This window comes from Rhizobium sp. 01L419 (assembly GCF_056400025.1).
The window spans coordinates 199,991-223,318 of the sequence record NZ_JBFTSM010000001.1; the positions used below are offsets into that span (position 1 = coordinate 199,991).

General features: G+C 61.5%; 22 protein-coding genes, 1 tRNA gene and 1 pseudogene. 6 read left to right on the forward strand and 18 right to left on the reverse strand.

Annotated elements, in window-relative coordinates; all coding sequences use genetic code 11:
* Nucleotides 1–18: 18 nt before the first annotated feature.
* From AC1DUP_RS01000 to AC1DUP_RS01055, 12 genes and pseudogenes are all read right to left on the reverse strand, one after another.
* Nucleotides 19–246: pseudogene (locus tag AC1DUP_RS01000) on the reverse strand (DUF1236 domain-containing protein); the annotation flags it as partial.
* A 114-nt stretch (nucleotides 247–360) separates the two neighbouring features.
* Nucleotides 361–1,473, reverse strand: coding sequence for an ABC transporter permease (locus AC1DUP_RS01005; RefSeq protein WP_477831859.1), 1,113 nt, complete (start codon nucleotides 1,471–1,473; stop codon nucleotides 361–363).
* Nucleotide 1,474: 1 nt separating this feature from the next.
* The gene (locus AC1DUP_RS01010; RefSeq protein ID WP_477831860.1) at nucleotides 1,475–2,599 is read right to left on the reverse strand and encodes an ABC transporter permease; all 1,125 of its coding nucleotides are present in this window, start codon (nucleotides 2,597–2,599) and stop codon (nucleotides 1,475–1,477) included.
* Nucleotides 2,596–4,335, reverse strand: coding sequence for an ATP-binding cassette domain-containing protein (locus AC1DUP_RS01015; RefSeq protein WP_477831861.1), 1,740 nt, complete (start codon nucleotides 4,333–4,335; stop codon nucleotides 2,596–2,598). The genes AC1DUP_RS01010 and AC1DUP_RS01015 overlap by 4 nt, the downstream gene beginning before the upstream one ends.
* Nucleotides 4,332–5,339 (reverse strand): secretion protein HlyD, encoded by a 1,008-nt coding sequence (gene hlyD, locus AC1DUP_RS01020; RefSeq protein ID WP_477831862.1) that lies wholly within the window; start codon nucleotides 5,337–5,339, stop codon nucleotides 4,332–4,334. Before hlyD ends, AC1DUP_RS01015 begins: the two co-directional genes overlap by 4 nt.
* Entirely contained in the window at nucleotides 5,336–6,025 is a 690-nt protein-coding gene (locus AC1DUP_RS01025; RefSeq protein ID WP_113298935.1) for a CerR family C-terminal domain-containing protein, read from the reverse strand. Before AC1DUP_RS01025 ends, hlyD begins: the two co-directional genes overlap by 4 nt.
* A 574-nt stretch (nucleotides 6,026–6,599) precedes the next feature.
* Nucleotides 6,600–7,463, reverse strand: a complete 864-nt coding sequence (locus AC1DUP_RS01030; RefSeq protein ID WP_477831863.1) for an SDR family NAD(P)-dependent oxidoreductase — start codon at nucleotides 7,461–7,463, stop codon at nucleotides 6,600–6,602.
* Nucleotides 7,460–8,245 (reverse strand): hypothetical protein, encoded by a 786-nt coding sequence (locus tag AC1DUP_RS01035; RefSeq protein WP_113298938.1) that lies wholly within the window; start codon nucleotides 8,243–8,245, stop codon nucleotides 7,460–7,462. The genes AC1DUP_RS01030 and AC1DUP_RS01035 overlap by 4 nt, the downstream gene beginning before the upstream one ends.
* A 113-nt stretch (nucleotides 8,246–8,358) precedes the next feature.
* Nucleotides 8,359–8,946 (reverse strand): protein-S-isoprenylcysteine O-methyltransferase, encoded by a 588-nt coding sequence (locus AC1DUP_RS01040; protein WP_115036398.1) that lies wholly within the window; start codon nucleotides 8,944–8,946, stop codon nucleotides 8,359–8,361.
* Nucleotides 8,947–9,006: 60 nt separating this feature from the next.
* The gene (locus AC1DUP_RS01045; protein ID WP_113298939.1) at nucleotides 9,007–9,591 is read right to left on the reverse strand and encodes a hypothetical protein; all 585 of its coding nucleotides are present in this window, start codon (nucleotides 9,589–9,591) and stop codon (nucleotides 9,007–9,009) included.
* 156 nt (nucleotides 9,592–9,747) lie between these two features.
* On the reverse strand, nucleotides 9,748–9,870 hold the full coding sequence (locus tag AC1DUP_RS01050) for an ABC transporter (RefSeq protein WP_113298940.1): 123 nt from the start codon (nucleotides 9,868–9,870) through the stop codon (nucleotides 9,748–9,750).
* A gap of 367 nt (nucleotides 9,871–10,237) precedes the next feature.
* Complete coding sequence (locus AC1DUP_RS01055; RefSeq protein WP_113298942.1) at nucleotides 10,238–10,834, reverse strand: L,D-transpeptidase; 597 nt, start codon at nucleotides 10,832–10,834, stop codon at nucleotides 10,238–10,240.
* A 210-nt stretch (nucleotides 10,835–11,044) separates the two neighbouring features.
* Between AC1DUP_RS01055 and AC1DUP_RS01060 the strand changes: the two genes are divergently transcribed.
* The 4 genes from AC1DUP_RS01060 to AC1DUP_RS01075 all read left to right on the forward strand — a co-directional run bounded on the left by AC1DUP_RS01060 (nucleotide 11,045) and on the right by AC1DUP_RS01075 (nucleotide 15,066).
* Nucleotides 11,045–11,800, forward strand: a complete 756-nt coding sequence (locus tag AC1DUP_RS01060) for a 3-oxoacyl-ACP reductase FabG (protein ID WP_113298954.1) — start codon at nucleotides 11,045–11,047, stop codon at nucleotides 11,798–11,800.
* A gap of 159 nt (nucleotides 11,801–11,959) precedes the next feature.
* Nucleotides 11,960–13,153, forward strand: a complete 1,194-nt coding sequence (locus tag AC1DUP_RS01065) for a succinylglutamate desuccinylase/aspartoacylase family protein (protein WP_113298943.1) — start codon at nucleotides 11,960–11,962, stop codon at nucleotides 13,151–13,153.
* Between the two features lie 167 nt (nucleotides 13,154–13,320).
* Nucleotides 13,321–13,653 (forward strand): helix-turn-helix transcriptional regulator, encoded by a 333-nt coding sequence (locus AC1DUP_RS01070; RefSeq protein ID WP_477831864.1) that lies wholly within the window; start codon nucleotides 13,321–13,323, stop codon nucleotides 13,651–13,653.
* Nucleotides 13,654–13,743: 90 nt separating this feature from the next.
* Nucleotides 13,744–15,066, forward strand: a complete 1,323-nt coding sequence (locus AC1DUP_RS01075) for a virulence-associated E family protein (protein ID WP_477831865.1) — start codon at nucleotides 13,744–13,746, stop codon at nucleotides 15,064–15,066.
* 445 nt (nucleotides 15,067–15,511) lie between these two features.
* Here AC1DUP_RS01075 and AC1DUP_RS01080 read toward each other — a convergent pair whose 3' ends face one another.
* Entirely contained in the window at nucleotides 15,512–15,775 is a 264-nt protein-coding gene (locus AC1DUP_RS01080; RefSeq protein ID WP_113298946.1) for a DUF982 domain-containing protein, read from the reverse strand.
* 287 nt (nucleotides 15,776–16,062) lie between these two features.
* Nucleotides 16,063–17,073: a YeiH family protein gene (locus AC1DUP_RS01085; RefSeq protein ID WP_477831866.1), complete on the reverse strand. Its 1,011-nt coding sequence runs from the start codon at nucleotides 17,071–17,073 to the stop codon at nucleotides 16,063–16,065.
* 102 nt (nucleotides 17,074–17,175) lie between these two features.
* Between AC1DUP_RS01085 and AC1DUP_RS01090 the strand changes: the two genes are divergently transcribed.
* Nucleotides 17,176–18,048, forward strand: a complete 873-nt coding sequence (locus AC1DUP_RS01090; RefSeq protein ID WP_477831867.1) for a LysR family transcriptional regulator — start codon at nucleotides 17,176–17,178, stop codon at nucleotides 18,046–18,048.
* 14 nt (nucleotides 18,049–18,062) lie between these two features.
* On the opposite strand, the gene AC1DUP_RS01095 is transcribed toward AC1DUP_RS01090, so the two are convergent.
* The 4 genes from AC1DUP_RS01095 to xylF all read right to left on the reverse strand — a co-directional run bounded on the left by AC1DUP_RS01095 (nucleotide 18,063) and on the right by xylF (nucleotide 21,732).
* Nucleotides 18,063–18,139, reverse strand: a tRNA-Arg gene (locus AC1DUP_RS01095).
* 188 nt (nucleotides 18,140–18,327) lie between these two features.
* Nucleotides 18,328–19,110 carry a sugar ABC transporter ATP-binding protein gene (locus AC1DUP_RS01100; RefSeq protein ID WP_113298949.1) on the reverse strand — a complete coding sequence of 261 codons (783 nt, stop codon included), beginning with the start codon at nucleotides 19,108–19,110 and terminating at the stop codon, nucleotides 18,328–18,330.
* A 14-nt stretch (nucleotides 19,111–19,124) separates the two neighbouring features.
* Nucleotides 19,125–20,435, reverse strand: a complete 1,311-nt coding sequence (locus AC1DUP_RS01105) for a sugar ABC transporter permease (RefSeq protein ID WP_115034260.1) — start codon at nucleotides 20,433–20,435, stop codon at nucleotides 19,125–19,127.
* Between the two features lie 256 nt (nucleotides 20,436–20,691).
* Nucleotides 20,692–21,732, reverse strand: a complete 1,041-nt coding sequence (xylF, locus tag AC1DUP_RS01110) for a D-xylose ABC transporter substrate-binding protein (RefSeq protein WP_113298951.1) — start codon at nucleotides 21,730–21,732, stop codon at nucleotides 20,692–20,694.
* Nucleotides 21,733–21,958: 226 nt separating this feature from the next.
* Between xylF and AC1DUP_RS01115 the strand changes: the two genes are divergently transcribed.
* Nucleotides 21,959–23,182, forward strand: a complete 1,224-nt coding sequence (locus tag AC1DUP_RS01115; RefSeq protein WP_113298952.1) for an ROK family transcriptional regulator — start codon at nucleotides 21,959–21,961, stop codon at nucleotides 23,180–23,182.
* Nucleotides 23,183–23,328: the final 146 nt, after the last annotated feature.

Genomic DNA, 23,328 nt, shown 5'->3' on the forward strand with positions numbered 1-23,328 from the left:
ATTCGATGATCTGATCGCTTATTCGATGACCTGGACCACGCGGTGGGTCCGGGGCTCGACGATCACATGGCGATTGTTGATGACCGTATAGGCATAGCGCGGATTATCCGGCACCGGCATCACCTGGACTTCGGCAGGAAGCGGCTTGCCGACGACGATCGGCTGCTCCACGACGACAGTAGACGGCGGAGCCGGCTGTTCCTGGACGTAGGTGACGACCTCGCGCGGCGGCGGACGCGAAACCGCGTCGTAGATCTGCTGGGAATTGTTTTGGTTTGCGCTGAGGAAACGAGCCTGCCGTTTCGATGTTCCTGGTTTCAGGAGTCACGCTTTGGCAACTGAGGTCACAGTGCGTGAGGCCTATTCGAGCCTGCGGCGGAACAACCAGGCGGCGGCACCAAGCGTTGCGCAGGCGATCAATGCCAGCGGGATCGTCTGGTTCAACACTTCTTCTGCAGGGATATCCTTCAGGAAAACGCCTTTGACGATGACCAGGAAATAGCGCAGCGGATTGATAATAGTCACCGGCTGCAGCCAATCCGGCATGTTCTCGATCGGGGTTGCGAAACCCGAGAGCAGCATGGCCGGCACCATGAACAGGAAGGCGCCGAGGATGGCCTGCTGCTGTGTCATCGACAGGGCCGAGATGAAGAGGCCGAGGCCTGCCACCGAACCCAGATAGAAGATCGAGCTGCCGTAGAGCAGCAGGAGGGAACCGCGCAACGGCACGCCGAAGATGAAGATCGCCGCCAGCACATAGAGTGTCATGTGGAAGAGGCCGATCATGACAGGCGGAACGAGCTTGCCGATCAGGATTTCATGCACGCGCAGCGGCGAGACCATGAGCTGGTCGAAAGTGCCGAGTTCTCTTTCGCGGGCAATCGAAAGGGCGGTGACGATGAGGCCGATCAAGAGGGCGATGCTGGCGATCAGGTTCGGCACCATGAACCATTGATAGGTGAGGTTGGCGTTGAACCAGTTGCGCGGCACGGTCGCGACCGTGCTTGCCATGGCGCGCCGGCCTGCCGGCGTTTCGGCTGAAAGCGTCATGCCGATCTGCGTGAGATAGCCGGAGACGATCTGCGAGGCGTTGGAGCGGCGGCCGTCGAGGATGATCTGCAGATCGGCTGATATGCCGGCCTCGATGTTGCGGGAGAAATCCGGGCCGATCTCGATTGCGGCAATGACGGACTGGCCGTCGATTGCCTCGCGGATATCGGCCTGGTTGGCGGCGGTCTCGATATGCCGGAAAGTCGGGGAGCCCTGGATGCGCTGGATCAGTTCCTGTCCCCAATGGCCGCTGTCGCGGTTCAGCACCATGACATCGACATTGCGCACTTCGAGCGTCGCCGCATAGGAGAAGATGAGGAGCTGCATGAGGGGCGGCACGATCAGCACGAAGCGTCCCTTGGGATCGCGCATCACGGCGAGCAGTTCCTTTGTCATGAGAGCCTTCAGGCGGGTCCACCACATCTCAGCCGATCCTCTTCCTGGTGCTGCGGGCCGCCAGCACAAACATGATGCCGCCGATGACGAGCATGACGGCAATGGAGCGGGCAAACATCGGCCAGATATCGCCGGCGAGGAACACCGTCTGCAGGCTGGGGATCAGGTAGCGGGCGGGCACGATGATGGTGATCCACTGGATGATCTGGGGCATGGAGTTGATCTCGAAGAGGAAGCCCGACAGCAGGAACGCCGGCAGAAAGGCCGTGATCAGCGCGATCTGCGAGGCGAGGAACTGGTTCTTGGTTGCCGTGGAGATCAGCAGGCCCTGGCCGAGCGCCGGTATCAGGAAGGCGGCCGACAGCGCATAAAGGGCGAAAACCGAGCCGCGGAAGGGTACGTCGAAGAGGAAGACGGCGAGCAGCACGCAGAGCGTCATGGAGGCGAGGCCGAGCAGGAAATAGGGCAGGATCTTGCCGGCCAGCAGTTCGGCCGCCGTCACCGGTGTGGCCATCATCGCTTCCATCGTGCCGCGCTCCCATTCGCGGGCGACGACGAGCGAGGTCAAAAGGGTGCCGACCAGCGTCATGACGATGGCGATGGAGCCGGGGACGAGGAAATTGCGGCTCGTCAGCTCCGGATTGAACCAGAAGCGCTGCTCGATGGAGATGGGCGGACCTGATGCCACCGTTTCTGACTGGCGCTGGCGCTCCCAGTTGGCGACGGCGCCCTGCGCGTAGTTCTGGACGAAATTGGCGGTGTTCGGGTCGGAGCCATCGACGAGAACCTGGATCTGCGGTCGCCTGCCCGCCGCATAGTCCGTCGCGAAATCCGCCGGGATCACGACAATGCCGCGCACCTTGCCGAGCACGAGATCGTCATGGAACATGCGCTGGTCGCGCCCGACTGTGACGGAGAAATAGCGGGAGGCCTGGAAGCTTGCCGAAAGATCCTGCGTCAGCGGCGTCGCCTGTTCCAGCACCAGGCCGATGCGGGTGCGCGTCGTATCCAGCGACACACCATAGCCGAAGAGGAAGAGCAGGATCAGCGGCAGCACGAAGGCGATGAGAATGGTGCTGGGGTCGCGGATCGCCTGATAGCTTTCCTTGCGCACGAGGGCTGTGAAGCGGCGGATGCGGGAGGAGGTGCTCATGCGGCTTCCTCCGTTTCGGATTCCTGTACCAGCGCGATGAAGGCGTCCTCCATCGTCGGGTCAGGCTGTTCCTTTGTCGCGACACGTGCCTTCAACTCGTCGGGCGAACCGAGCGCAATCGAGCGGCCGCGATAGATCAGCGAGATGCGGTCGCAATATTCGGCCTCGTCCATGAAATGCGTCGTCACCAGAACGGTGACGCCCTTTTCGACGAGCGCATTGATATGGGTCCAGAATTCGCGCCGGGTAATCGGATCGACGCCTGACGTCGGCTCATCGAGGAACAGGGCGCGCGGCTCGTGCATGACGGCGCAGGCAAGCGCCAGGCGCTGTTTCAGGCCGAGCGGCAGGTCCTTGGCCGAATGGCGCGCATGGCGGCCGAAATCGAATATCTCGGTCATCAGCTCGATGCGCTCGCGCCGGCGGCTGCCTGAGAGGCCATAGACGCCGGCGAAGAATTCGAGGTTCTGCATGACGGTGAGATCACCATAGAGCGAGAATTTCTGCGCCATGTAGCCGAGCTGGTTGCGGGCTTCGGCGGCATCCTTGCGCAGGTCGAAGCCGGCGACGCGGCCTTCTCCCTCTGTTGGTTTCAAGAGGCCGCAGAGCATCTTGAAGGTGGTGGATTTGCCGGCGCCGTTCGGCCCGAGCAGGCCGAAGATCTCGCCGCGGCTTATATCGAAGGTGATCTTGTCGGCGGCGGTGAAATCCCCGAAACGCTTGGTCAGGCCGCGGGCCTCGATGACGGGGCGGTCGCCGGTTTCGCTGGGTGATTTCTGCGCTTCTGCGAGTTTCGAGCGCCCGCCGGGGCCGCCGCCCAGCATGTCGACAAAGGCGTCCTCGAAGCGGGCAGGGGTGGGCGTCAGCTTCGCCCCGTTGCCGGCGCCGCCGATGTCGGGCGTCTCGTCCTTGCCGGTCACGAGGCGGATGGCATCGCCCTGGATGACACCGTCGATGACGCCTTTCGTCTGCAAGAGTTCGGCCAGCACCTGCCGCCTGCGGCCGGTGACACCCGAAACCTTGAAGACGCGGTCTTCGACGCGGCCGGTCAGATCATGCGGCTTGCCGGAAAAGAGCAGCTTGCCCTGGTTGAGCAGCAGCACATGGTCGCAGGCTTCGGCCTCATCAAGATAGGCCGTCGACCAGAGCACGCCGATGCCTTCCTGCGTCAGGTTCTCGACCATCTTCCAGAGATCGCGCCGCGAGATCGGATCGACGCCGACGCCGGGCTCGTCGAGCAGCAGCAGGCGTGGCTTTTTCAGTAGCGCGCAGGCAAGGCCGAGTTTCTGCTTCATGCCGCCCGACAGCTTGCCGGCGAGCCGTGTCGTGAAGCGCTTCAGGTCGGTGAAGGTCAGAAGTTCCTCGAAGGAGGCGGCGCGTTCGGCCTTGGGCAGGCCGCGCAGATCGGCATAGAGATCGAGATTTTCCTGGACCGAGAGGTCCTCATAGAGGCCGAAGCGCTGGGGCATGTAGCCGATCGAGGCCTGGATGGCGGCCGGGTTCCTGGCGGTATCGAAGCCCAGCACCTCGACCGTGCCGCTCTCCGGCAGCATGAGGCCGGTCATCAGCCGGATCAGCGTGGTCTTGCCGGCGCCATCGGGGCCGACGAGGCCGGTGATGGCGCCGCCCTTGACCTCGCCGGAGATTGCATCCAGCGCCGGCGGGCCATCGCCGAAGCGCTTGGTGACATCGGCAAGCCGGACCAGCGCCTCATCCGTTTGCGGGGAGGAGGTCATTGCGCGGCCGGCGCGGGAAAGTGCACGGTAACAGGCATGCCCTGGCGCAGATCCGGGCCGGGCTTGTCGATGACGATGCGCAGGCGATAGACGAGATCGGTGCGAAGCTCGGGCGTCTCGACCGATTTCGGCGTGAATTCGGCGACCGGCGAGATGAATCCGACAGTGCCTTCATAGGGCTTGTCCGGATGCGTATCCGAGGTTACCTGAACCTTCATGCCGGGCTGCAGGCGGCCGAGATCGCCTTCGGCCACATAGCTGCGCACCCAGACCGGCTGCGTCAGCGAAAGCACATAGACGGTATCGGCCGGCGAGACGATGGCGCCGGGTTCCCGCACACGGGAAAGGATGATACCGTCATTCGGCGCAAGCAGTTCGGCATCGGCAAGCGAGATGCGGGCGGAGACCAGCGCCGATTGGGCGGCCTTCAACTGCGCCTCGGCAGCGGAAATATCTTCCACGCGAGTGCCTTCCTGCAGCAGTTTCAGGGCCTGATTGGCGGAGTCTGCACGCGCGGCCGCCATCGAGCGATTGGCCGTCGCCGTGTCGAGATTGGCTTCGGAGATCGTGCCCTGCGGGCGCAGCTGGCGAGCGCGGTCATAGGCAATATTGGCGTTTCTGAGCGCTGCGAGGCTCTCGTCATAGGAGGCGCTGGCCTGGGCAATTTCCGTCGGCCGCGGGCCGGCTCTGAGCTTGTCGAGCATCGCCTGCAGGGCAGCGACGTCGGCCTCGGCGGAGGCAACGGCAGCCTCGTAAGGCGCGGTGTCGAGTTTGCCGAGCACATCGCCGCTCCTGATCATGTCGCCCTCATCGACGGCGAGCGAGGCAAGCCGGCCATTGACACGGAAGCCGAGGGAAACCTGCCGGATATCGACATTGCCATAGAGCGTGAACTCTCCTGATCGTTCCGGCAGCCAGCCGAGCTTCTGGGGCAGGCCGTACCACCAGGCGGCAGCGCCCGCCGCAACGAGAATGAGGATGGCAAGGGGGAGGATCCGTCTCATCGGGTATTTCCTTTCGGCTGATGCAATTGGCCGACAAGCTCTGCAACGAGGTTGCGCAGGGTCTGGAGTTGTTCTGACCCGACCGACTGCCACTCCATCTGGGCGAGAACGGCCGCGTGGGCGACGCGGAAGACCATGATGTTGCCGACGAAGGCGAGGGTGCGCAGCCGCACATGCTCGCTGGCCGGGTCTTCCTGCAGGATGGTGCCGATCATCCGGCTCGCCATCTCGATCATCGGGCGCATGAGGCCCTGATAGACACGGGCGAAGGCCTCGGTCGGCTCCATCTGTTCGCGGATGATGAAACGCGCCCAGGGCTCGGATTCCTTGCTGACGAAAAGGCTGACCATGGTGGTGCCCATATCCGTCAGGAAAAGCCGCGCTTCCTCTTCGCTCAGTGCCTCTCCGGCAGCAGCCAGTTCCATAAGCCTGGCACCGATCCGCTGCCGCATTCCGCCGACATGGTGCTCGATGCGCGAGACCAGATATTCCGCGGTTGCGACATAGAGGCCTTCCTTGCCGCCGAAATAATAGGGAATGGCCTGCAGGTTGACGCCTGCGGCTTCGCTGAGCTGGCGCGTCGAGGTGCCGTCGAAGCCATAACGGCCGAAGACATCGAGCGCCGCCGACAGCAGCTTTTCCCGGGTGATTTCGGCGCGGTTCGGTTGGGTTTGTTCATCAGTCATGTCTCATTTATAACCCAAACGAAACTTTCAGTCAATCGAATGAATGTTTATCTTGCCGAGCCCACCCTGATGTGTATGACGGTTTCGGGCGCGAACCGTCAGTATATTTACGTTTACTGCCGGCGCATTTACCGTTTCGTACTTCCGTAAAGTCTAATATTCTGGCTGAATGGGCTGATGAGAAACCGGCCCGTCATGCCAAGCGCTGCAAGACATGCCTGGAGAGCGCTCCTCGCGAGCGCGGCTCTTGCTGTTCCTTTGACCATGGCTTGCGCTGACGATATTGCGCCCGGAAAAGGCAATCGCATTCAGAACGAGGTGGTGAAACCAGCTCCTCATGATGGACAGCTGACGGCGCCGCGCCTGAGTGCGAACTGGTGGCTGCGGATCAGGCTCGAGGCATCGCAGGCCGATCAGCCGGATGGTTCAAAGCAGGTTTTCGCGCACCGCACCGACCAGCAATGATCCAGGGCATTGCAGCCTCAGCTGAAGCGCTGCACATCCAGCTGCAGGCACGAAGGACGCCTTAACTCCCAGAGCCTACGCATCGGGCTTTCCGAAAGCCGATTCCGGTTTACGGGCCGGTGCCGTAGTGCTCGTCTCTTGCCGTAGCGCTCGTCTCTGGCCGATGGGGGCTCGGATCCCTTTTGCGGCGCTGAGCCCGGCCGATCAGGCGCAGGGCCACCGCTGAGGGCAAGATTCTCGCAATGAAGGCGGCGAGCTTCGAGGAGATGCCGGGAATGACGAGGCGGCGGCCGGACTTGAAACCCTGCCATGCCTGCTCGGCCACATAATCGGCATCGAGCTTTGGCAGCACCTTGAAGAGGGCGGCCCGGTTGGCGCCGGATTTTTCAAGGAAGTCGGTCGAGACAGGGCCGGGGGCGACGCAGGTTACCGTCACACCGAAGCGGCGCACCTCCTCATGAAGGGCGGTCGAGAAGGCGCGCACGAAATTCTTGCTGGCGTAATAGAAGGCCATGTAGGGGCCGGGTGCGAAACCGGCGACGGAGCCGAGGTTGATGACGCCGCCGCTGCGGCGCGCCACCATGCCCGGCAGGAAGCGCAGGGTCATGTCGGCGAGTGCGCGGATGTTGACGTCGATGATCCCGAGCTGCTCATCGGCGGGCAGGGTGGTTGCCGCGCCGCGCAGCCCGTAGCCGGCGCTGTTGACCAGAACGCTGCAGGTCAGTCCATTCTCGGCAAGATAGGCTTCCAGGCGCGACGATGCATCCGCAGAGGCGAGGTCGAGTTCGATCGTGAAGGTTTCTCCGCCGGCCTGCGTAATCTCCGTCGCGGCAGCCGCAAGGTCTTGGGGGGAGCGTGCCACGAGAACCACGATATTGCCCTCGCGCGCAGCGACCCTGGCAATGGCCCGCCCGATGCCGCGGGACGCACCGAGAACGACGACAGCCAGGCGCAGCTCGGCGCTTTCGCTCATGGGGCAAGTCCCGCAATCGATATGCCGGCGGGCTTTCCCGCCTGCGGCAGCGCCCTGACCTCGTCGGTGACCTCGCCGTTCAGGATGTTTTCGAACCGCTCCAATGCCCGAGCGATGCTGGCGCCATCCATGACGCGGTGGTCATAGTGGATGCGCACGGTGACCGTGCCGTCCGCATCGATCGGGCCGTAATTCAGCAGCGTGGTGAGCGGCGTCAGCGGATTCAAGGATTCGGCGCCGAGGCCGGAATAGACCGAGAGCTGGAACGTGCCGAAATAATGCCCGCGCCGTTTTGCCAGGTTGAGCCCGAGCCACATCATGGACCAGCGGAGCAGGGCAGGCGCGCGGGCAAGTTTGAGCGAACGCCGGAAGTCCTTGATATCGCCGATCGGCAGCGAGCGGGCTTCGCGGATCAGCTTTTCCAGCTCGGGAATGGGGCGCTGTTCCGGCCCCTTTATCTTGCTCAGGAGAACGATCCGCTCGCCCTCATGCTCGCGCTCATGGGCGATGGAGGCCACGCTTTCAGGATATTCGTAGAGCTGATGAAACGGGAATTTGATATAGGCGCGCCGGAGATCCGGGGTCTCCTTCGAGAGCAGCGCATAGCCTTTCAGGAACAGCACGGTCCATGACGGGCGCGGATCGCAGGCGCTTCGGGCATCCAGCAGCGGGCGGATATTCATCTGCCGCTGCACGGTGACGCGCGGGATGCCGATCGAAAATCGCATGAGATCTCCGACAAGCCGCCTTGCCGGCGAAAGCCTTATTGTTCGTCCCTTCATCGTGCCTCCCCTAGAGCGCCGTGCGTCCATTCGGACGCACAAAGGACGCTCTATCTCCCTGTTTTCACGCAATTCCGGACGCAAAACCGTTACACACTTTTGCTGGAATTGCTTTAGTAGAGATAAGGGATGATCCGCTTGGTTTTGTCCATATAGGTGCGGTACTGAGGGCCGAAAACGTCCAGCATCATACGCTCTTCCTTGTCCACCCGCAGGAAGAACAGCACCGCGAAACCGACAAGGCCCGCAAGACCCGCCACCCAGTTCGACAGCAGGAAAGCCTGCGCAAGCCCCATCAGCATGAAGGAGGTGTACATGGGGTGGCGCACGAGCGCGTAGGGCCCGGCGCAGATCAATTCGTGCTTCTGGCGGATTTCAAGCGTGATGGACCAGTTTTTCCCCAGCTGCTTGTGGGTTCTGCGAAAGACCCACATTGCGAGGCAGAAGATGGCCGCTCCCAGCACGACCGCCCACAGGTGGGCAGGGTAGTCGGCAGCTTTCGGGATGCCTGTCGCGACGTAAAATCCCGGCACGATCGCCAGCCCCGCGAGAGCCGCCGCAAGGGCTATCTTCTCCGAAACGCTCCGCCGGCTGCTGACGACGGGCACGCGTTTGCCGCGGCGCTCAAACGGGTACCGAATGATGTACCATGCGACAATTCCGAGGACCCAGACGATCTCGCCAATGGTGTGAACTGACAAGTTCAAATCGGCACCAGAACCTTTCCACGATCCGTTTTCCGGGATCGCCCTGCTTTTCTATCAACCCGTATTCATCTCCCGCAGATTTGTAATGAATTGCTGCGGACGAAGCCAGATGCCAGGCGTCTTATAACCCATATGTTTGGCGATATCGGCCACGAAGGCGTTGCAATTGTAAACGGTCGCCTCCCATAGACGGCTGCGCGCCTGGAGCTTGCGAATATAGGCGACCGTGTCGTCATATTCGGCGTCCGTCAGCATCACGCGCCAGCTTGCCGAGCGGTATTGCTCCTCGAGGTCGCCATCCGTCGCGCCTGTCGTGGCGGGGACGGGAATGAAGTGGCCGATCACATAGGGAGCGGCATCTTCCGAAGCCGGGGCAAGTCCCGCAACCTCGGGACTGTTCATTCTGCCGTTCTTGTCGGCGCTGCCGAAGACGACATAGGTGTGGCCGTAGGTCAGCGCATAACGCGAGCGGAACTCGATAAAACGCCGTCCCGCTTGTTCTTGAGTCGTGGCCGGTTTTTTCAGGTCACGGGCATCGGATGTATAACGTGGCTGGGGGGCTTTGTCTTCTGACTGACACGATGATACCACAACCGCCAAAATAGCGACCAAGCACAAGCGGCTTCTTCCAAGCGCCATCAACACGCTCCATGTGCAGGCTCCTGCGAATGCGGGCCTGATGCCGGTTGATGCGCCGTTCCTGCGCCAGAATGGCAGGCGGGATCAATCCTGGCCGTTTGAGGATGTCAGAGAGAGGAAGGGCCTGTCGAGCCCTTCCTAAGTGTTATGCGAATTTTACTTGTAGACGGCCGTTGCTGCAGGCGGTGGAGCTTTCCCCTTGCCTTTGCCAATCGACCCGCAGGCACTCAGATTGGCCACCGCAAGCACTGCGAGGATCACGAATAAAATTCTGCTCATTAAGTCCTCTCCTCATCCTGGTGCAGGCCTGAAAGACTGCACCTCAAAGTTTGACGATAATCGGCACCTTGGACAGTGCGGGAGTGATGCAATGTGCAACGAATCTACATTAGCAGATACTTACCGGTGTGGCCAACCCCGCAATTTCACATGGTAAACGGCACTCAAGCATCGGCCCGAAAATCGGAATCGATTTTCGGAAAGCCTGATGCGCAAGCAAGAAACTCAGAGCGTCCTTTGTGCGTCCGAATGGACGCACGGCGCTCTGAAGCATGTCGTGATCCGTCAGGTCCGCTCGCCAAGCTTCAGGCTTTCGTTTTCGCATGTCGTTATCGCAAAACCGCGGCGCACTTTTGCGCGGCATGCTCTAAATGACGACCACACGCGTTCCCACCCGGGTGCGGGAGTAGAGATCGACGATGTTTGCATTGGTCAGGCGAATGCAGCCGTTCGACACCGCTTGACCGATCGACCAGGGCGCGTTGGTTCCGTGCAGCCGGAAGAGCGTGTCCTGGCCGCCCTGGTAGAGGTAAAGGGCCGCAGCCCCGAGCGGGTTGTCCGGTCCTCCCGGCACGCCATCGGCATATTGGGCGAGCCGCGGCTTGCGCTCGATCATGTCGTCGGTGGGCTTCCACGAGGGCCACTCCGCCTTGCGGCCGATCGAGGCTTCGCCCTTGAAGCTTAAGCCTTCCTCCCCCACGGCGACGCCATAGCGCGTGGCAACGCCGCCGTCCTCCACGAAATAGAGATAGCGTGCACCCGTATCGACGACGATGGTGCCGGGCGGCTCGTTTCCGTCATAGGCCACTTCCTGCCGGCGATAGCGGGGATCGGCATCGGGGTCCCTTCCCAAAACCCGGTAGCCCAGCGGCGGGCCATCCGATGTCGTACTGCATCCATAAAGCATCAGAGCCAGGCCACCCAAAACGAGGCCTCGGCGTGTGACATCTGCCCGTTCGTCCATTTCCACCTGCCAAAGAGTTCAGTCAGATTCGATGATTCGCGATTAACGGCGTGCCGATTTTGGCCGGGACATTCGTTTCTGTGGAACTATGTGCTTGCCAGGCGGACAAGCTGCGCAACTTGCAATAGCATGCATTTTAGTCATCCATGAAACTCCTTGCATCAGGTATTCGTTTTGCAGGAGTATTAGCATATCGGAATGGACAGAACGATGAAACTTTGCCTTGAAGGAAAAGTCGCGATCGTGACGGGCGCAGGCTCCGGAATTGGAGCGGCGGTTTCCCGGCAGCTCGCTCACGAGGGTGCCGAGGTCATCGTTGCCGATTGCAATGCCGATGGCGCTCACGCGGTTGCAGCGGCAATTCGATCGGACGGCGGACAGGCTCGTCCCTTTGTCGTCGATGTGACCGACTTCGAAGGCGTGCAGAAGCTTGTCCAATTTGCCGTCGAGGAATGCGGTGGTCTGGATCTCGCCGTCAACAATGCCGGGGTGGACGGCGTTCGTGCAGCGGTCGCAGATTACCCGCTTGATGACTGGCACAGGTTGATGAACGTCAATCTGAACAGCGTCTTCTACTGCACGAAATGCGAGATCGGCGCGATGTTGAAACTGGGCGGGGGGGCAATCGTCAACATGTCTTCCGCCCTCGGGTCTGTCGGGCTGCCGACCGCGGCAGCCTATACCGCCGCCAAGCACGGGCTGGTCGGGCTGACGAAAGTTGCCGCGATCGAATATGCGAGATTCGGGATTCGGGTCAATGCTGTCGGTCCCGGCTGGATCGATACGCCCCTCCTGTCGGAGCATCTGGAGGCAGCGAGCACGCGCCGGATGGCAGCGCTCCAGCCAATGGGAAGGCGTGGCACGCCGGACGAAGTTGCAAATCTCGTTTGCTTCCTCCTGTCTGAACAAGCAAGCTTCATTACAGGAGCTCACTACCTGGTGGATGGGGCCTATACTGCGCATTAGAGCGCCGGCGTTCCATCCGGAGCCCGGCACAGGTTTGCGGAGATTGCGCGACCTTGCCAGGTCCGCAGCATACCCTAGATTGAAGTTGCGCGGGATTCTCGCGGTCGATGTACATGCCGTTGTTGTGAATAGATTTTCAAATCACAAAGGGCCTCCATCATGTCGGACAAATCGAAGAATGGCATCGATCGCCGCGATCTCTTGATCGCATCGATCGCCACGGTCGGCGCATCGGCTGCCCTCGCGGTCAGCGCCGGTGCCGCAAAAGCCCAGGAGGCGGCGACACCCGCTGCCCGACCGGCATCGGGAACGGTCTATACCGGCGATGTCATCCAGGGCAAAAAGGTCGTCAGCGCGCTCGACGTCGACGACCTGGAGCCCGGGCAGAAGCACTTCCTGTATTTTCAGGGTGCGCAGATGCCCACGGGGCAGTACTGGTACGTGTCCGTGACGGTCGCCAAGGGGGCAAAGCCTGGCAAGCGCGGTATCCTGACCAGCGGTGTGCATGGCGACGAAATGAGCAACATTCACACGGTCCAGACCGTGATGAACCAGCTCGATCCGGCGCAGATGTCGGGCACGGTCATGGCGGTCACCGACATATCCCGCCCGGCCCTTGAAAGCATGCAGCGCAGGTGGCCCAATCAGGGCAGGGGCGTCGATCTGATCGATATGAACCGGGAATGGCCGGGGAACGAGAACGGTGCCTCCGCGCCCAGCCGACATGCCGGGCTTCTGTTCAACCGGCTGCTGCGGCCGAACGCCGATTTCGCGATCGACTTCCACACCGGAACAACCGGGTTCGAAGTCACCGCATTCAATATTGGCGGCATGGATGTGCCCGAGGTCAAGGCGATGGTGGAGCTCTATCCCGTCGGCCAGATCTTCGACAACCATGTCTATCCGGGTGTCCTGCACAACGCGTTCATGGACGTGGGCATCCCCTCCTTCACGCCAGAGATCGGCGCTGCCCGCGTTCTGGACATCGAGATGATCTCGCTGTTCGTGGAAGGCACGATGAACGTCCTCAAGCATCACGGCATCGTTGCCGGGCCGATGGGCCGGACAGGCAAGGACGTGAATGTCTTCGTCGGCAACAGCGCCTTCCCGATCCTGGCAACCCAGGGCGGGATCGTCGAGCATCTGGTCAAGCTCAACGACAAGGTCGAACCCGGACAGAAGGTCGCCATCCAGCGCAACAGCTTCGGCGAAGTGGTGGCGGAATATACAAGCGGCGTGGCCGGGGAGATAACGGGCCAGCGCAGCGATGCAATGTCCGAGCCCGGCAACCCCCTGGTCTTCATCCTCTTCCACAAGGCGGCGCTGGAGGGCGCGGAGGCCTATCCCGAATAATCTGCCGTTTCTGCATCGTCTGGAATCCGGGCGCGACAAAAGATCAATTTTCCCGTGAGGTCGCAGAAACTGCGCCGGCGCAATGCATCGGCGATGCTCATGTCAACATCCCAACCGTTTCCAAATAGCTCTGGGGAGGTCCGAAGCATTCCAGAAGGAAACGGTCGATGACATCAAGGATTCTCCGCCGCCCGGAGGTTCAGAACAGGACGGGCCTTCCCACCTCCACCCTCTATGCGATGATTGCCGACGGCCGGTTTCCACAGCCGGTCAGGATCGGCAAGCGGGCCGTCGGCTGGGTGGAAGGGCAGGTCGAGGGGTGGATTGGTGAATGTGTGGCAGGTTGCGCAAGGCGCGACGTCCCCTTCTCCCCAGCGGGGAGAAGGTGGCCCGAAGGGTCGGATGAAGGGGGCCACGGATGCCGACGGATGATGCAGTCGAACATTACTGACGTTTCGTTTCCGGATGGGCTGAGAGGGAAGAGATTCTCCTGTGGTTAGCCTCTTGCCCGGAGCCCCCTCATCCGCCCTTCGGGGCCCTTCTCCCCGCTGGGGAGAAGGGGAAACCCCACATCCCACGCGGAAAATCTCATGCCACCTGTGACTGCACATGCATCGCCGCGCGACTGGCTCGCCATGCTCAAGACGAATGACAAGGGCAATCCCCATCCGGGCCTCACGCTCAATTGGACCGTGATGCTGGAGCACCACCCCGACGCATGCGGAATGCTCGCCCTTGATGAATTCAGCGGCCAAACGATGTTGCTTGCCCGCCCGCCATGGGATTTGCGACAGGGCGACTGGAAGCCTCGTGCCGTCGGAAACAATGACCTTGCAGAAGCGGTCGAATGGCTGGAAGGGTTCGGCCTGACGCCGAGGGTTTCCAATATCAATCCCGTTATCGACAAGGTCGCCGGGCGGCATCCCTATCACCCTGTGAAAGGCTGGCTGTCATCGCTGCCGGCATGGGATGGAAGGAGGCGCGTCGACACTTTCCTGACCTCTCATCTCGGCGCTGATGACACGCCCCTGAACCGTGCCTTTTCGCGCAAATGGCTCTCAGCGCTCGCCAGACGCGTCTTTCAGCCAGGGTGCCAGTTCGATCACGTGCTGACCCTGCAGGGCAGGCAGGGCCTCGGAAAATCGTCGTTCGGCCGGGCGCTCGTTCCGGTCGAGGAATGGGTGACCGACGGCGTGACGGTGGGCGACGGGGCGCGCGAAGTGATCGAGAACACGCGCGGGCGCTGGCTTGTCGAGCTTGCGGAGCTTGCCGGCCGGTCGAACCGGGAGATCGATACGATCAGGAAGTTCATCACGGTTCGCATAGATAGCGCGCGCGGGGCGTATAAGCAGAGGGTCGACGACGTGCCGCGCCAGTTCGTGTTCTACGCCACGACGAATGCCGACGAGTTCCTGACGGACACGACGGGCAATCGCCGGTGGTGGCCGGTCAGGCCCACCGCGATCGATATCGCGGCCATCCGGGCCGACCGCGCGCAGGTCTGGGCCGAAGTCATGACGATCTACGAGCGCGAGCCGCTGTGGCTGGATGACCCGGCATTGCGGGCCGACCTTGAAACCCTGCACCAGGGCGTGATGGATTTCGGCCCCACCTATGAGATCATCCGCGACCTGATCCCTCCCGGCGACATGAGGCTGACCTGCGCGGACATGCGCAAGCTCTTGACCGGCGGAAGCGAGGATGCAAGCCGCTTGCCGGCCGGCTGGCACAAGAACCTGCAGAGGGCGCTTGTCGGACTGGGGTTCAAACCGGACTCGAAGCCGGTCAATCGCGGCGGGCGCACCGTGCGTGTTTATGTTCGTGGCGATGAGGACGGCCTGCCCTGGGCAAGATGGGTTGATGGTCGCATCGAGTTCGAGCATGGCCTGCGAAGGCGAGACGCGATTTTCTAGAATGTGCTCCGTGAGTGCAGGAAGCCGCCCTTCGGGGCGGCCTTTTTGCGGGCCAGTTCGCGGAATTGCTGACAGCGGTTACGCATTCCCACGCAGATGTCGTAATCTTATTTCAGTAATTATTTCAATTATTTATGGCTGTTATTACGCAATTACGAAGACAATGCGAAACACAGGCGGAGAAGAAGACTGATGTTAGGAGCTGCCGTTCGCATATTTCCATCAGAAACAGAAACACGCCGTAATCTCGTAATTCTGTAATCGTCCATTTTAAGCCGCTGATTTTATTAAGGAAATACTCTTACGAAATGTGCAGCGGAATTGCGGTGATTACACGGGCCCGGTATGAGGCCGCCATTGCCGCGAAAGCGAGGGCCGGCGAGGGGCGGTTTTCCGCTCCGTGGCTTCCACAGGCCGCATCCTGCCAGGTCAAGAAACGGCCGGCTCAGTGCAATACGGCGATGGCGGTAATCCCAGCCTCCTCTGCAGCGCGAATAATCGCCGCTCTCAATTCCCAAGGGTCAGCGTTGCCATTGACGACATCGATACAGATCCTGATCGCCGCAAGGAATTCCTCCCCGTCATCGCAGGGGAATTCCTTCATGAGCGCGTTGGCGGCTCCAATCGCCGTTCGGACGGACAGGAGCCTGTCCGGATTGTGAAGTATCAGGATCACGGGATCGAATTCGATTGGGGTGTCCCATTCCATGACACAATACTCCCGATGGGATGGCGTATTGTTAACGAAGCAAGGGGTGTGCCAGGGGAGGTGGGGAATCCGGAACGGGGCATGCGTTCGATGAAACCGGTTTGCCTGCCAGAGGAGGTGACCGCCGCATCGCACCGCTTGCGCTGCCCTCAATCGGCTAGCGGGTCGCGTATCAGCAGCGTCCTGATAAGCAGGGCAGTAAAGTCGGCAGTGGGATCATCGCTTTGGTTTGTCTCAAGCGAAAATGCCGCTCAAACGTGATCGCCGCTGAGAACGACCGGGAGCCGTCAGTTTGCGTGAAGGAGGAGAAGTCCGGCGAGGCTCATCAAGCCGAGCGCGAGCATCGAAAGCACGCCTGCAAGAAGAACCCGGCCCCCTGAGGAGAAAACCGTCCGCATGTTCACCGAAAGGCCGAGTGCGGCCATTGAAACGATGGTGAGATAGGTCGAAACCGTCTTCGCCGCCCCGACCAGGTGGTCCGGGATCAGGTCAAGAGAGCGGAGGATCATCATTGCGAAGAAACCGAGGATGAACCACGGGACGAGGTGGGTGAGCGAGAGGGGCGCTGCGTCGCCTGCTCCCTTCTTCAACCGCAAAAGCAGGACGACGGGGCCGAGCATCAGAACCCGCATGAGCTTGACCAGAGTTCCGATCTGTACGCTGACAGCGCCGATGGGAGCTGTGGCGGCAAGCACCTGCGGGACAGCATAGACCGTCATGCCGGCAACCACACCATATTGCCATTCGGTAAGATGGGTCGCGGAGAACAGGGGCGGGAGGACGAGAACGACAACGATGCCGAGCGCGGCCGTGAAGGCGATCGATGCGGCAACGTCATCTGACCGCGCTCCGATCACGGGGGCGGCCGCCACGATCGCCGAGTTGCCGCAGATCGAATTGCCGCAGGCTACCAGGGTCGCCAGACCGTCGTGGAGGCCGAGCAGCCTGCAGATGCTGTAGCTGATCATGAGGGACGCCAGCACGGTTGCAACGACGACGAGGATCATGGTCGATCCGGCACTGACGACGGTCGCCAGGCTTGCCGATGCTCCGAGCAGTACGATCGCAAGCTCCAGCAGGATCTTGCTGGAGAAGGAGACGCCCGCTTTCAGGATGGGAGCCAGCCCGAAGACCGTGTGGAAGACGGTGCCCAGAATGATCGCGATCACGAGCCCGTCCAGAAGCTCGGCACCCGTTGCAGCCTTTTCTCCTGCCACTAAGCCTTGAGACGTCGCTGTGATTGCCACTGCAAGCAGCGTCCCGGGAATAATTTCTACAAATCTTGGCACGGACGACATGTTTCCTCCAATGCGATGGGCATTTGAAGGTTAAGCTTCCACTCTGTTTTGTTCTATCGAATAATATTTGACATTTCATTCGTCTGGACAGAATGATTCCGCATGACCCTTGAGCAGCTATCAATCTTTGTCGCCGTGGCCGAGCGCGAGCACCTGACCCAGGCCGCCTCAGCCCTTCGCCTCACGCCCTCCGCCGTCAGCGCTTCGATCAAGGCGCTGGAGAATTTCTACAGCGTGACGCTGTTCGACCGGGTCGGAAGGGGCATTCAGCTGACGCGGGAGGGAAGGGTGCTTCTGCAGGATGCGAAGGAGACGCTCGCCCGCGTGAAGATGACGGCGGCCGTCCTCTCCGAACTCGGCGGCCTGAAGACCGGCGACCTGGATATCCACGCCAGCCAGACAATCGCGAACTATTGGCTGCCGCCGCTTCTCCTGAAGTTCTCGCAGGCCTATCCGGGCATAAGCGTCAATCTGACGATCGAGAACACGGCGAAGGTGGCAGCCGCCGTCATTGCGGGCGATGCCGAACTGGGATTCATTGAGGGTACCCGGGACGAGCCCGCTCTGGCGGCAACCGCAATCGCCGACGACCGCCTGGTTCTGGTCGCCGGATTGGAGAACGCCAACGAGATCGATCGGGAGAATCTCGGATCTCAGCGCTGGATCTTGCGGGAATCCGGTTCGGGCACGCGATCCGTCCTCGAGGAAGCGCTGCGAGCGATAGGCGTCTCGCCTTCGTCTCTCGACGTCGCCCTCGTCCTTCCATCCAACGAGGCAGTGCTTTCCGCTGTGCGCAGTGGCGCATGTGTGACTGCCCTATCCGAGGCGATTGTCACGCCGTTCATCCAGAACGGCCAGTTGCGCGCTGTCGAGGTCGAACTTCCGCCTCGGCGCTTCACGCTCCTGCGGCACAAGGAGCGCCACCGCACGGCACCGGCGCGTGAGTTTGAGGCGTTTTGCCGGGCTGATGGATAGAGCGAAACGAAAAATGGCGCACCCGACAGGATTCGAACCTGTGACCTTTGGAATCGGAATCCAACACTCTATCCAGCTGAGCTACGGGTGCATGCCTGACGAAATGAATCGTCGTCCGATGGGTGGTTCTTAGCCTAGCTTTGGCTCTGCTTCAATCGCGAAGTTCACGGAAAATCTGCGACTTGGGTTTTAAAGCGATTTCCGGCCAAGCTGTTGCCGAAATGAAAACTCCGCCGGGCCTTTCGGGCGGCGGAGTTGGCTTGTGGAGCAATCGATCGATCAGACCTGCATGGCGCCGGGGCCGGGGATGGCCTTGGGGGGCACCTTGCCGAGGATGATCATGCCGAGCACTTCGTCCTTGGTGACATCTTCGGTACGGGCGTGGCCGACGACCTGGCCGTTTTTCATGACGGAGACGCGGTCCGCGAGGTCGAAGACGTCGTGGATGTCGTGGCTGATGAGGAAGATGCCGATGCCTTCCTTTTTCAGCTGCTTGATGAGCTCGCCCACCTGCGCGGTTTCCTGCGGACCAAGGGCTGCCGTCGGCTCGTCCATGATCAGGATACGGGCGTTGAACAGGATGGCGCGGGCAATCGCTACGGACTGGCGCTGGCCGCCGGAGAGTGCCTTGACCGGCTCCTTGAAGCGCTTGAAGTTGGGGTTCAGGCGGCCCATCACCTCACGGGCGGAATGTTCCATCGCGACGTCGTCGAGCGTACCCCAGCGGGTCTTCAGCTCGCGGCCGAGATAGAGGTTGGCGGCGGCATCGACATTATCGGCGACGGCGAGCGTCTGGTAGATCGTCTCGATGCCGAACTTCTTGGCGTCGCGCGGATTGCGGATGTCGGCCGGCTCGCCGTCGATCAGGATCTCACCCGAATCACGCTTGTAGGCGCCGGAGAGGATCTTGATCAGCGTCGATTTGCCGGCGCCGTTATGGCCGAGAAGGGCCACGACTTCGCCGGGATAGAGATCGACCGAGGCATTGTCGACCGCGTGAATACCGCCGAAGGAGATCGAAATGTTTTTCAGTTCGACAAGGGGAGAGCGTTGTTCAGCCATGGTTCGTACTCCTCTTACTTCGCACGGGAGCGATAGACAGTGTCGAGCCAGACGGCAATGACGAGCACCGCGCCGACGACGACGTTCTGGATGGGTGTGTCGACGTTGGCGAGACCCATGCCCGACTGAAGCGACTGCATGACGAGCGCGCCGAGCATGGCGCCGGCAATCGTGCCGGTGCCGCCTGCGAGCGACGTGCCGCCGATGACGGCTGCGGCGATCGTATAGAGTTCGTAGGTCGTGCCCTGCGAATTGGCGGCGGCGTTGAGGCGGGCCGTCGAGATGGCGGCGGCGACCGCTGCGAGGAAGCCCATCAGCGCGAAGATGCGAACGGTCACCCAGCGGGTCTTGATGCCGGCGAGTTCGGCCGCTTCCGGGTTGCCGCCGATGGCGAAGACATAGCGGCCGAAGCGCAGACGCGTGGCGATGAAGGTCATGACGATGCCGACGAGGATGGCGATCAGCACCGGCACGGCAATGCCGTAGGGGATCATCAGGCCGGTTTCCGGCCAGGCGATGCTGTTGGCCTCGGCATAGCGCTTGGCGATGGCGACCGGCCAGTAATAGATCGTCGAGACCCAGATCGCGCCGAGCACCATGGCACAGCCGAGGACGCCGAGGACATACTCGGCCCAGAGCGGGCGGCGCGGGAAGTTGAAGCGCCGGCGCTGGTGACGCGAGCCGACGATCGAGACGACGATCAGCAGACAGGCGACGACGCCGATGATCCAGCTCCAGGTGGCGCCGATCGCGCCTTCGGCACCGCCGCCCATGATGCGGAAGGTGGTGTCGAGGGGCGCGACCGTCTGGCCGCTCGTGACATACCAGGCAAGGCCGCGCCAGGCGAGGAAGCCGCCGAGGGTGACGATGAAGGAGGGCACGCCCATAAAGGCGATGATGACGCCCTGGAACATGCCGATGGCCGAGCCGACGAGCAGGCCGCAGATCAGCGTGATCACCCAGGTGAAGGAATTGTCGAAGCCCAGATATTGCGGCAGGAACTTCGCCTGGACCACGCCCATGATCATGGCGACGAAGCCAAGGATCGAGCCGATCGACAGGTCGATGTTTCTGGTCACGATGACCAGCACCATGCCGGTCGCGAGAACCGCGATTTCGGTCGTCTGGACGGAGAGGTTCCAGAGGTTTCGGGGCGTGAGGAACAGGCCGCCGGTATAGAAGTGGAAGCCGACCCAGATGACCAGCAATGCGCCGATCATGCCGAGAAGCCGGGTGTCTATTTCCGTTGCCCGCAGGAAGCGCGTGAAGGGGCCTTCAACTGTCGTGCGCGGGCCGGATGAGGTCGATTGGGTAATGTCTGCCATGGGTTTGCCGTTTCCCCCATTGTTTGGGCGCAGGCCTGCTCCTGGTGGGATAGCTGGCCGACGATCGCCCTGTTCTGGATATGACCACCGGGACGCTTCCGAAAATAGCCGATCACAACGGCACTATTCTGGCAGGGAATCGAAGCATCCGCGATGTGCGCGAGAACGGAGAAGCACCACCGAATGGGCTTCAGCCGCATCCGGCGCCGCAGCGGAAGGCCACTGCGGCGCCGGTATTCAAATCAGCGAGCGAGGATTATTCGCAAGCCTTGACGGAGCCAGCCTTGACACCCTGGCAAGCTTCAGCCTTGGAGATCCAGCCGGCGTCGATGACGACGTTCAGGTTGTCCTTGGTGATGGCGAGCGGGGTCAGGAAGATGGACTGCATCTTCACCTTCTTCGGGCCACCTTCGAAGGTCTGCACGCCTGCAACCTTGTCCAGCGCAGTGCCGCCGGCGAGATCGAGAGCGATTTCGGCAGCGCGCTTGCCAAGCTCACGGCTGTCCTTCCAGACGGAAACCGTCTGCGTGCCCAAAGCGATGCGGTTGAGAGCAGCCTTGTCGGCGTCCTGACCGGAAACCGGAACGGTGCCGGCGAGGCCCTGGGCGTCGAGAGCGGCAACTGCGCCACCGGCCGTACCGTCGTTCGAAGCGACAACGGCATCAACCTTGTTGTTGTTGGCAGTCAGGAACTGTTCCATGTTGCGCTGTGCGTTCTGCGGCAGCCAGCCGTCGGTATAGGCTTCGCCGACGTTCTTGATCTTGCCAGCGTCGATCGCAGCCTTGACGACTTCCATCTGGCCGGCAAACAGGAAGTCTGCGTTCGGATCGGAAGACGAGCCCTTGATGAAGACGTAGTTGCCTTCCGGCTTTGCCTTGAAGACTTCCTGAGCCTGCAGGCGGCCGACTTCCTTGTTGTCGAAGGTGATGTAGAAGGCAGACGGGTTTTCGATCAGGCGGTCGTAACCGACGACCGGGATACCTTCGCTGGCGGCCTTTTCGACAGCCGGGCCGATTGCATCGGAGTCCTGAGCGAGAATGATGAGGGCGTTTGCGCCCTGGGAGATCAGCGATTCGACGTCGGTCAGCTGCTTTGCGGCCGAAGACTGAGCGTCAGCGGAAATGTATTTTGCGCCCTTGGCTTCGAGAGCCTTCTTGATGGCAGCTTCGTCGGTCTTCCAACGTTCTTCCTGGAAATTCGACCAGGAAACGCCAACGACGAGATCGGCAGCCATGGCAGCCGAGTGTACGGAAACGAGAATGGCCGCCCCGGCCATCAGCTTATAAAGAGACTTCATAATGTCCTCCCGAGTGAATTGCAGCCGGCCCAGCCTTAGCCTCCTCCGGCCACCGCGAAAGCCTGTCCAGAAAGGTTCGGATTTTTTTCTCGACAGTCGAGAAATTTAGTGTCAGAGATTTTTTCAACTGTCAACACCGCACTACCGGCTTATTTCCTTTGACTGGAGGGGGCTGGAGATGCTGTGGCAATAAGGGGCGGAACGAACGGGGAAGAGGCGGCGATAGATGCTGACCAAATCGAGCACGGAGCTCGTACGGCAGAGAAACAGCGTGCTTGTGCTCGCCACTCTCCGCCGCCACGGGCCGCTTGCTCACACGGAAATATCCGAGTTCACGCGGCTGTCCTCCGCAACGATTTCTGCGATCACCGCCGATCTCGAAAAGGCGCAGATCATCGAAAAATCCGAGCAGCAGCCCGCCAGCGGACGCGGGCGGCCGCGCGTGCTTTTGCGCCAGCGGCGGGACTGCGGCTATCTCATCGTCGTCATCATATCCTCGGATGCGGTGCAATATTCGCTGGTCGATTACGCCGGCAAGCTGATCGACCGTTTCAGCGAGCAAAGGTCGCATGATCCTGATGGGGCTTCCCGCTTCACGAATTCGGTGCGGGAGGGGCTTTTGCGCATCCTCGCCCGCTCGCGGATCGAACAGCAGAAGGTGCTGCTCATCTCGATCAGCAGCAAGGGTCTGGTCAATTCCTCCGAGCCGGTTCTCGTCTGGTCGCCGATCTTCGGAAGCGACCAGATCGATTTCGAATCGGCGCTCCGGCCGGAATGGCAGGCGAAGATCATCCTCGACAACGAGACGCTGCTGGTGGCCGCAGCACTCGGCGCCCATGAGGAGAATGTCAAAGGCGCGGATTTCCGCTCGCTGGCTGCCCTTTCGCTCGGGCACAGCATCGGGCTCGGTATAGTCCGGCGGACGAGCCATGGCGGGCATGACGTCTCGGCGCCCAATTTCGGGCACATGCTGCATATGGCCAATGGCGGGCTTTGCCGCTGCGGCACGCGCGGCTGCATCGAGGCCTATGCCGGCTTCTATGCCATCCTGCGCACCGCCTTCGAAGTGCCGCTCGACACGATCCCGGCAAAGTTCGTGCCGCTGGCCGAACTCGACAAGATCGCGGCCAGGGCGCGGCAGGGCCACCGCATCTCGGGCTTTGCCTTCCGGCAGGCGGGGTTGGCACTCGGCAACGGATTGTCGCGCATGCTGAGCCTGACGGAGCGCATGCCGATTGCCATCACCGGGGTCGGCACCCGCTATTACGATCTGCTGCGGCAGGGGATCGAGGAGGGGCTCGGCCAATCCCATGTGGTGCGCATGGAGGGCATGCCGGAGCTGAGGGTCGCCGCCGACGAGCAGAACCTCGTCTTCGAGGGACATCTGAACCGGGCGCTTGCTGTGATTGATGAGGATATTGTGGTGGCGGGAGGCCAGGGTGGGGATTGAGGATGTGGCTGTACCGGGGGGAAACCCCTCCCCAACCCCTCCCCACAAGGGGGAGGGGCTAACCCAGAGCACCGCCTTGTCCTTCCCGAAGCGTTGAGAATGTGGAAAACGGGTGCGGCAGTTTAAGCCCCTCCCACCTGTGGGGA

Coding starts and splice junctions, on each gene's coding strand:
- AC1DUP_RS01005 (WP_477831859.1), bottom strand. CDS start 1,473: ATGTGGTGGACCCGCCTGAAGGCTCTCATGACAAAGGAACTGCTCGCC.
- AC1DUP_RS01010 (WP_477831860.1), bottom strand. CDS start 2,599: ATGAGCACCTCCTCCCGCATCCGCCGCTTCACAGCCCTCGTGCGCAAG.
- AC1DUP_RS01015 (WP_477831861.1), bottom strand. CDS start 4,335: ATGACCTCCTCCCCGCAAACGGATGAGGCGCTGGTCCGGCTTGCCGAT.
- hlyD (WP_477831862.1), bottom strand. CDS start 5,339: ATGAGACGGATCCTCCCCCTTGCCATCCTCATTCTCGTTGCGGCGGGC.
- AC1DUP_RS01025 (WP_113298935.1), bottom strand. CDS start 6,025: ATGACTGATGAACAAACCCAACCGAACCGCGCCGAAATCACCCGGGAA.
- AC1DUP_RS01030 (WP_477831863.1), bottom strand. CDS start 7,463: ATGAGCGAAAGCGCCGAGCTGCGCCTGGCTGTCGTCGTTCTCGGTGCG.
- AC1DUP_RS01035 (WP_113298938.1), bottom strand. CDS start 8,245: ATGAAGGGACGAACAATAAGGCTTTCGCCGGCAAGGCGGCTTGTCGGA.
- AC1DUP_RS01045 (WP_113298939.1), bottom strand. CDS start 9,591: ATGGCGCTTGGAAGAAGCCGCTTGTGCTTGGTCGCTATTTTGGCGGTT.
- AC1DUP_RS01050 (WP_113298940.1), bottom strand. CDS start 9,870: ATGAGCAGAATTTTATTCGTGATCCTCGCAGTGCTTGCGGTGGCCAAT.
- AC1DUP_RS01055 (WP_113298942.1), bottom strand. CDS start 10,834: ATGGACGAACGGGCAGATGTCACACGCCGAGGCCTCGTTTTGGGTGGC.
- AC1DUP_RS01060 (WP_113298954.1), top strand. CDS start 11,045: ATGAAACTTTGCCTTGAAGGAAAAGTCGCGATCGTGACGGGCGCAGGC.
- AC1DUP_RS01065 (WP_113298943.1), top strand. CDS start 11,960: ATGTCGGACAAATCGAAGAATGGCATCGATCGCCGCGATCTCTTGATC.
- AC1DUP_RS01070 (WP_477831864.1), top strand. CDS start 13,321: ATGACATCAAGGATTCTCCGCCGCCCGGAGGTTCAGAACAGGACGGGC.
- AC1DUP_RS01075 (WP_477831865.1), top strand. CDS start 13,744: ATGCCACCTGTGACTGCACATGCATCGCCGCGCGACTGGCTCGCCATG.
- AC1DUP_RS01080 (WP_113298946.1), bottom strand. CDS start 15,775: ATGGAATGGGACACCCCAATCGAATTCGATCCCGTGATCCTGATACTT.
- AC1DUP_RS01085 (WP_477831866.1), bottom strand. CDS start 17,073: ATGTCGTCCGTGCCAAGATTTGTAGAAATTATTCCCGGGACGCTGCTT.
- AC1DUP_RS01090 (WP_477831867.1), top strand. CDS start 17,176: ATGACCCTTGAGCAGCTATCAATCTTTGTCGCCGTGGCCGAGCGCGAG.
- AC1DUP_RS01100 (WP_113298949.1), bottom strand. CDS start 19,110: ATGGCTGAACAACGCTCTCCCCTTGTCGAACTGAAAAACATTTCGATC.
- AC1DUP_RS01105 (WP_115034260.1), bottom strand. CDS start 20,435: ATGGCAGACATTACCCAATCGACCTCATCCGGCCCGCGCACGACAGTT.
- xylF (WP_113298951.1), bottom strand. CDS start 21,732: ATGAAGTCTCTTTATAAGCTGATGGCCGGGGCGGCCATTCTCGTTTCC.
- AC1DUP_RS01115 (WP_113298952.1), top strand. CDS start 21,959: ATGCTGACCAAATCGAGCACGGAGCTCGTACGGCAGAGAAACAGCGTG.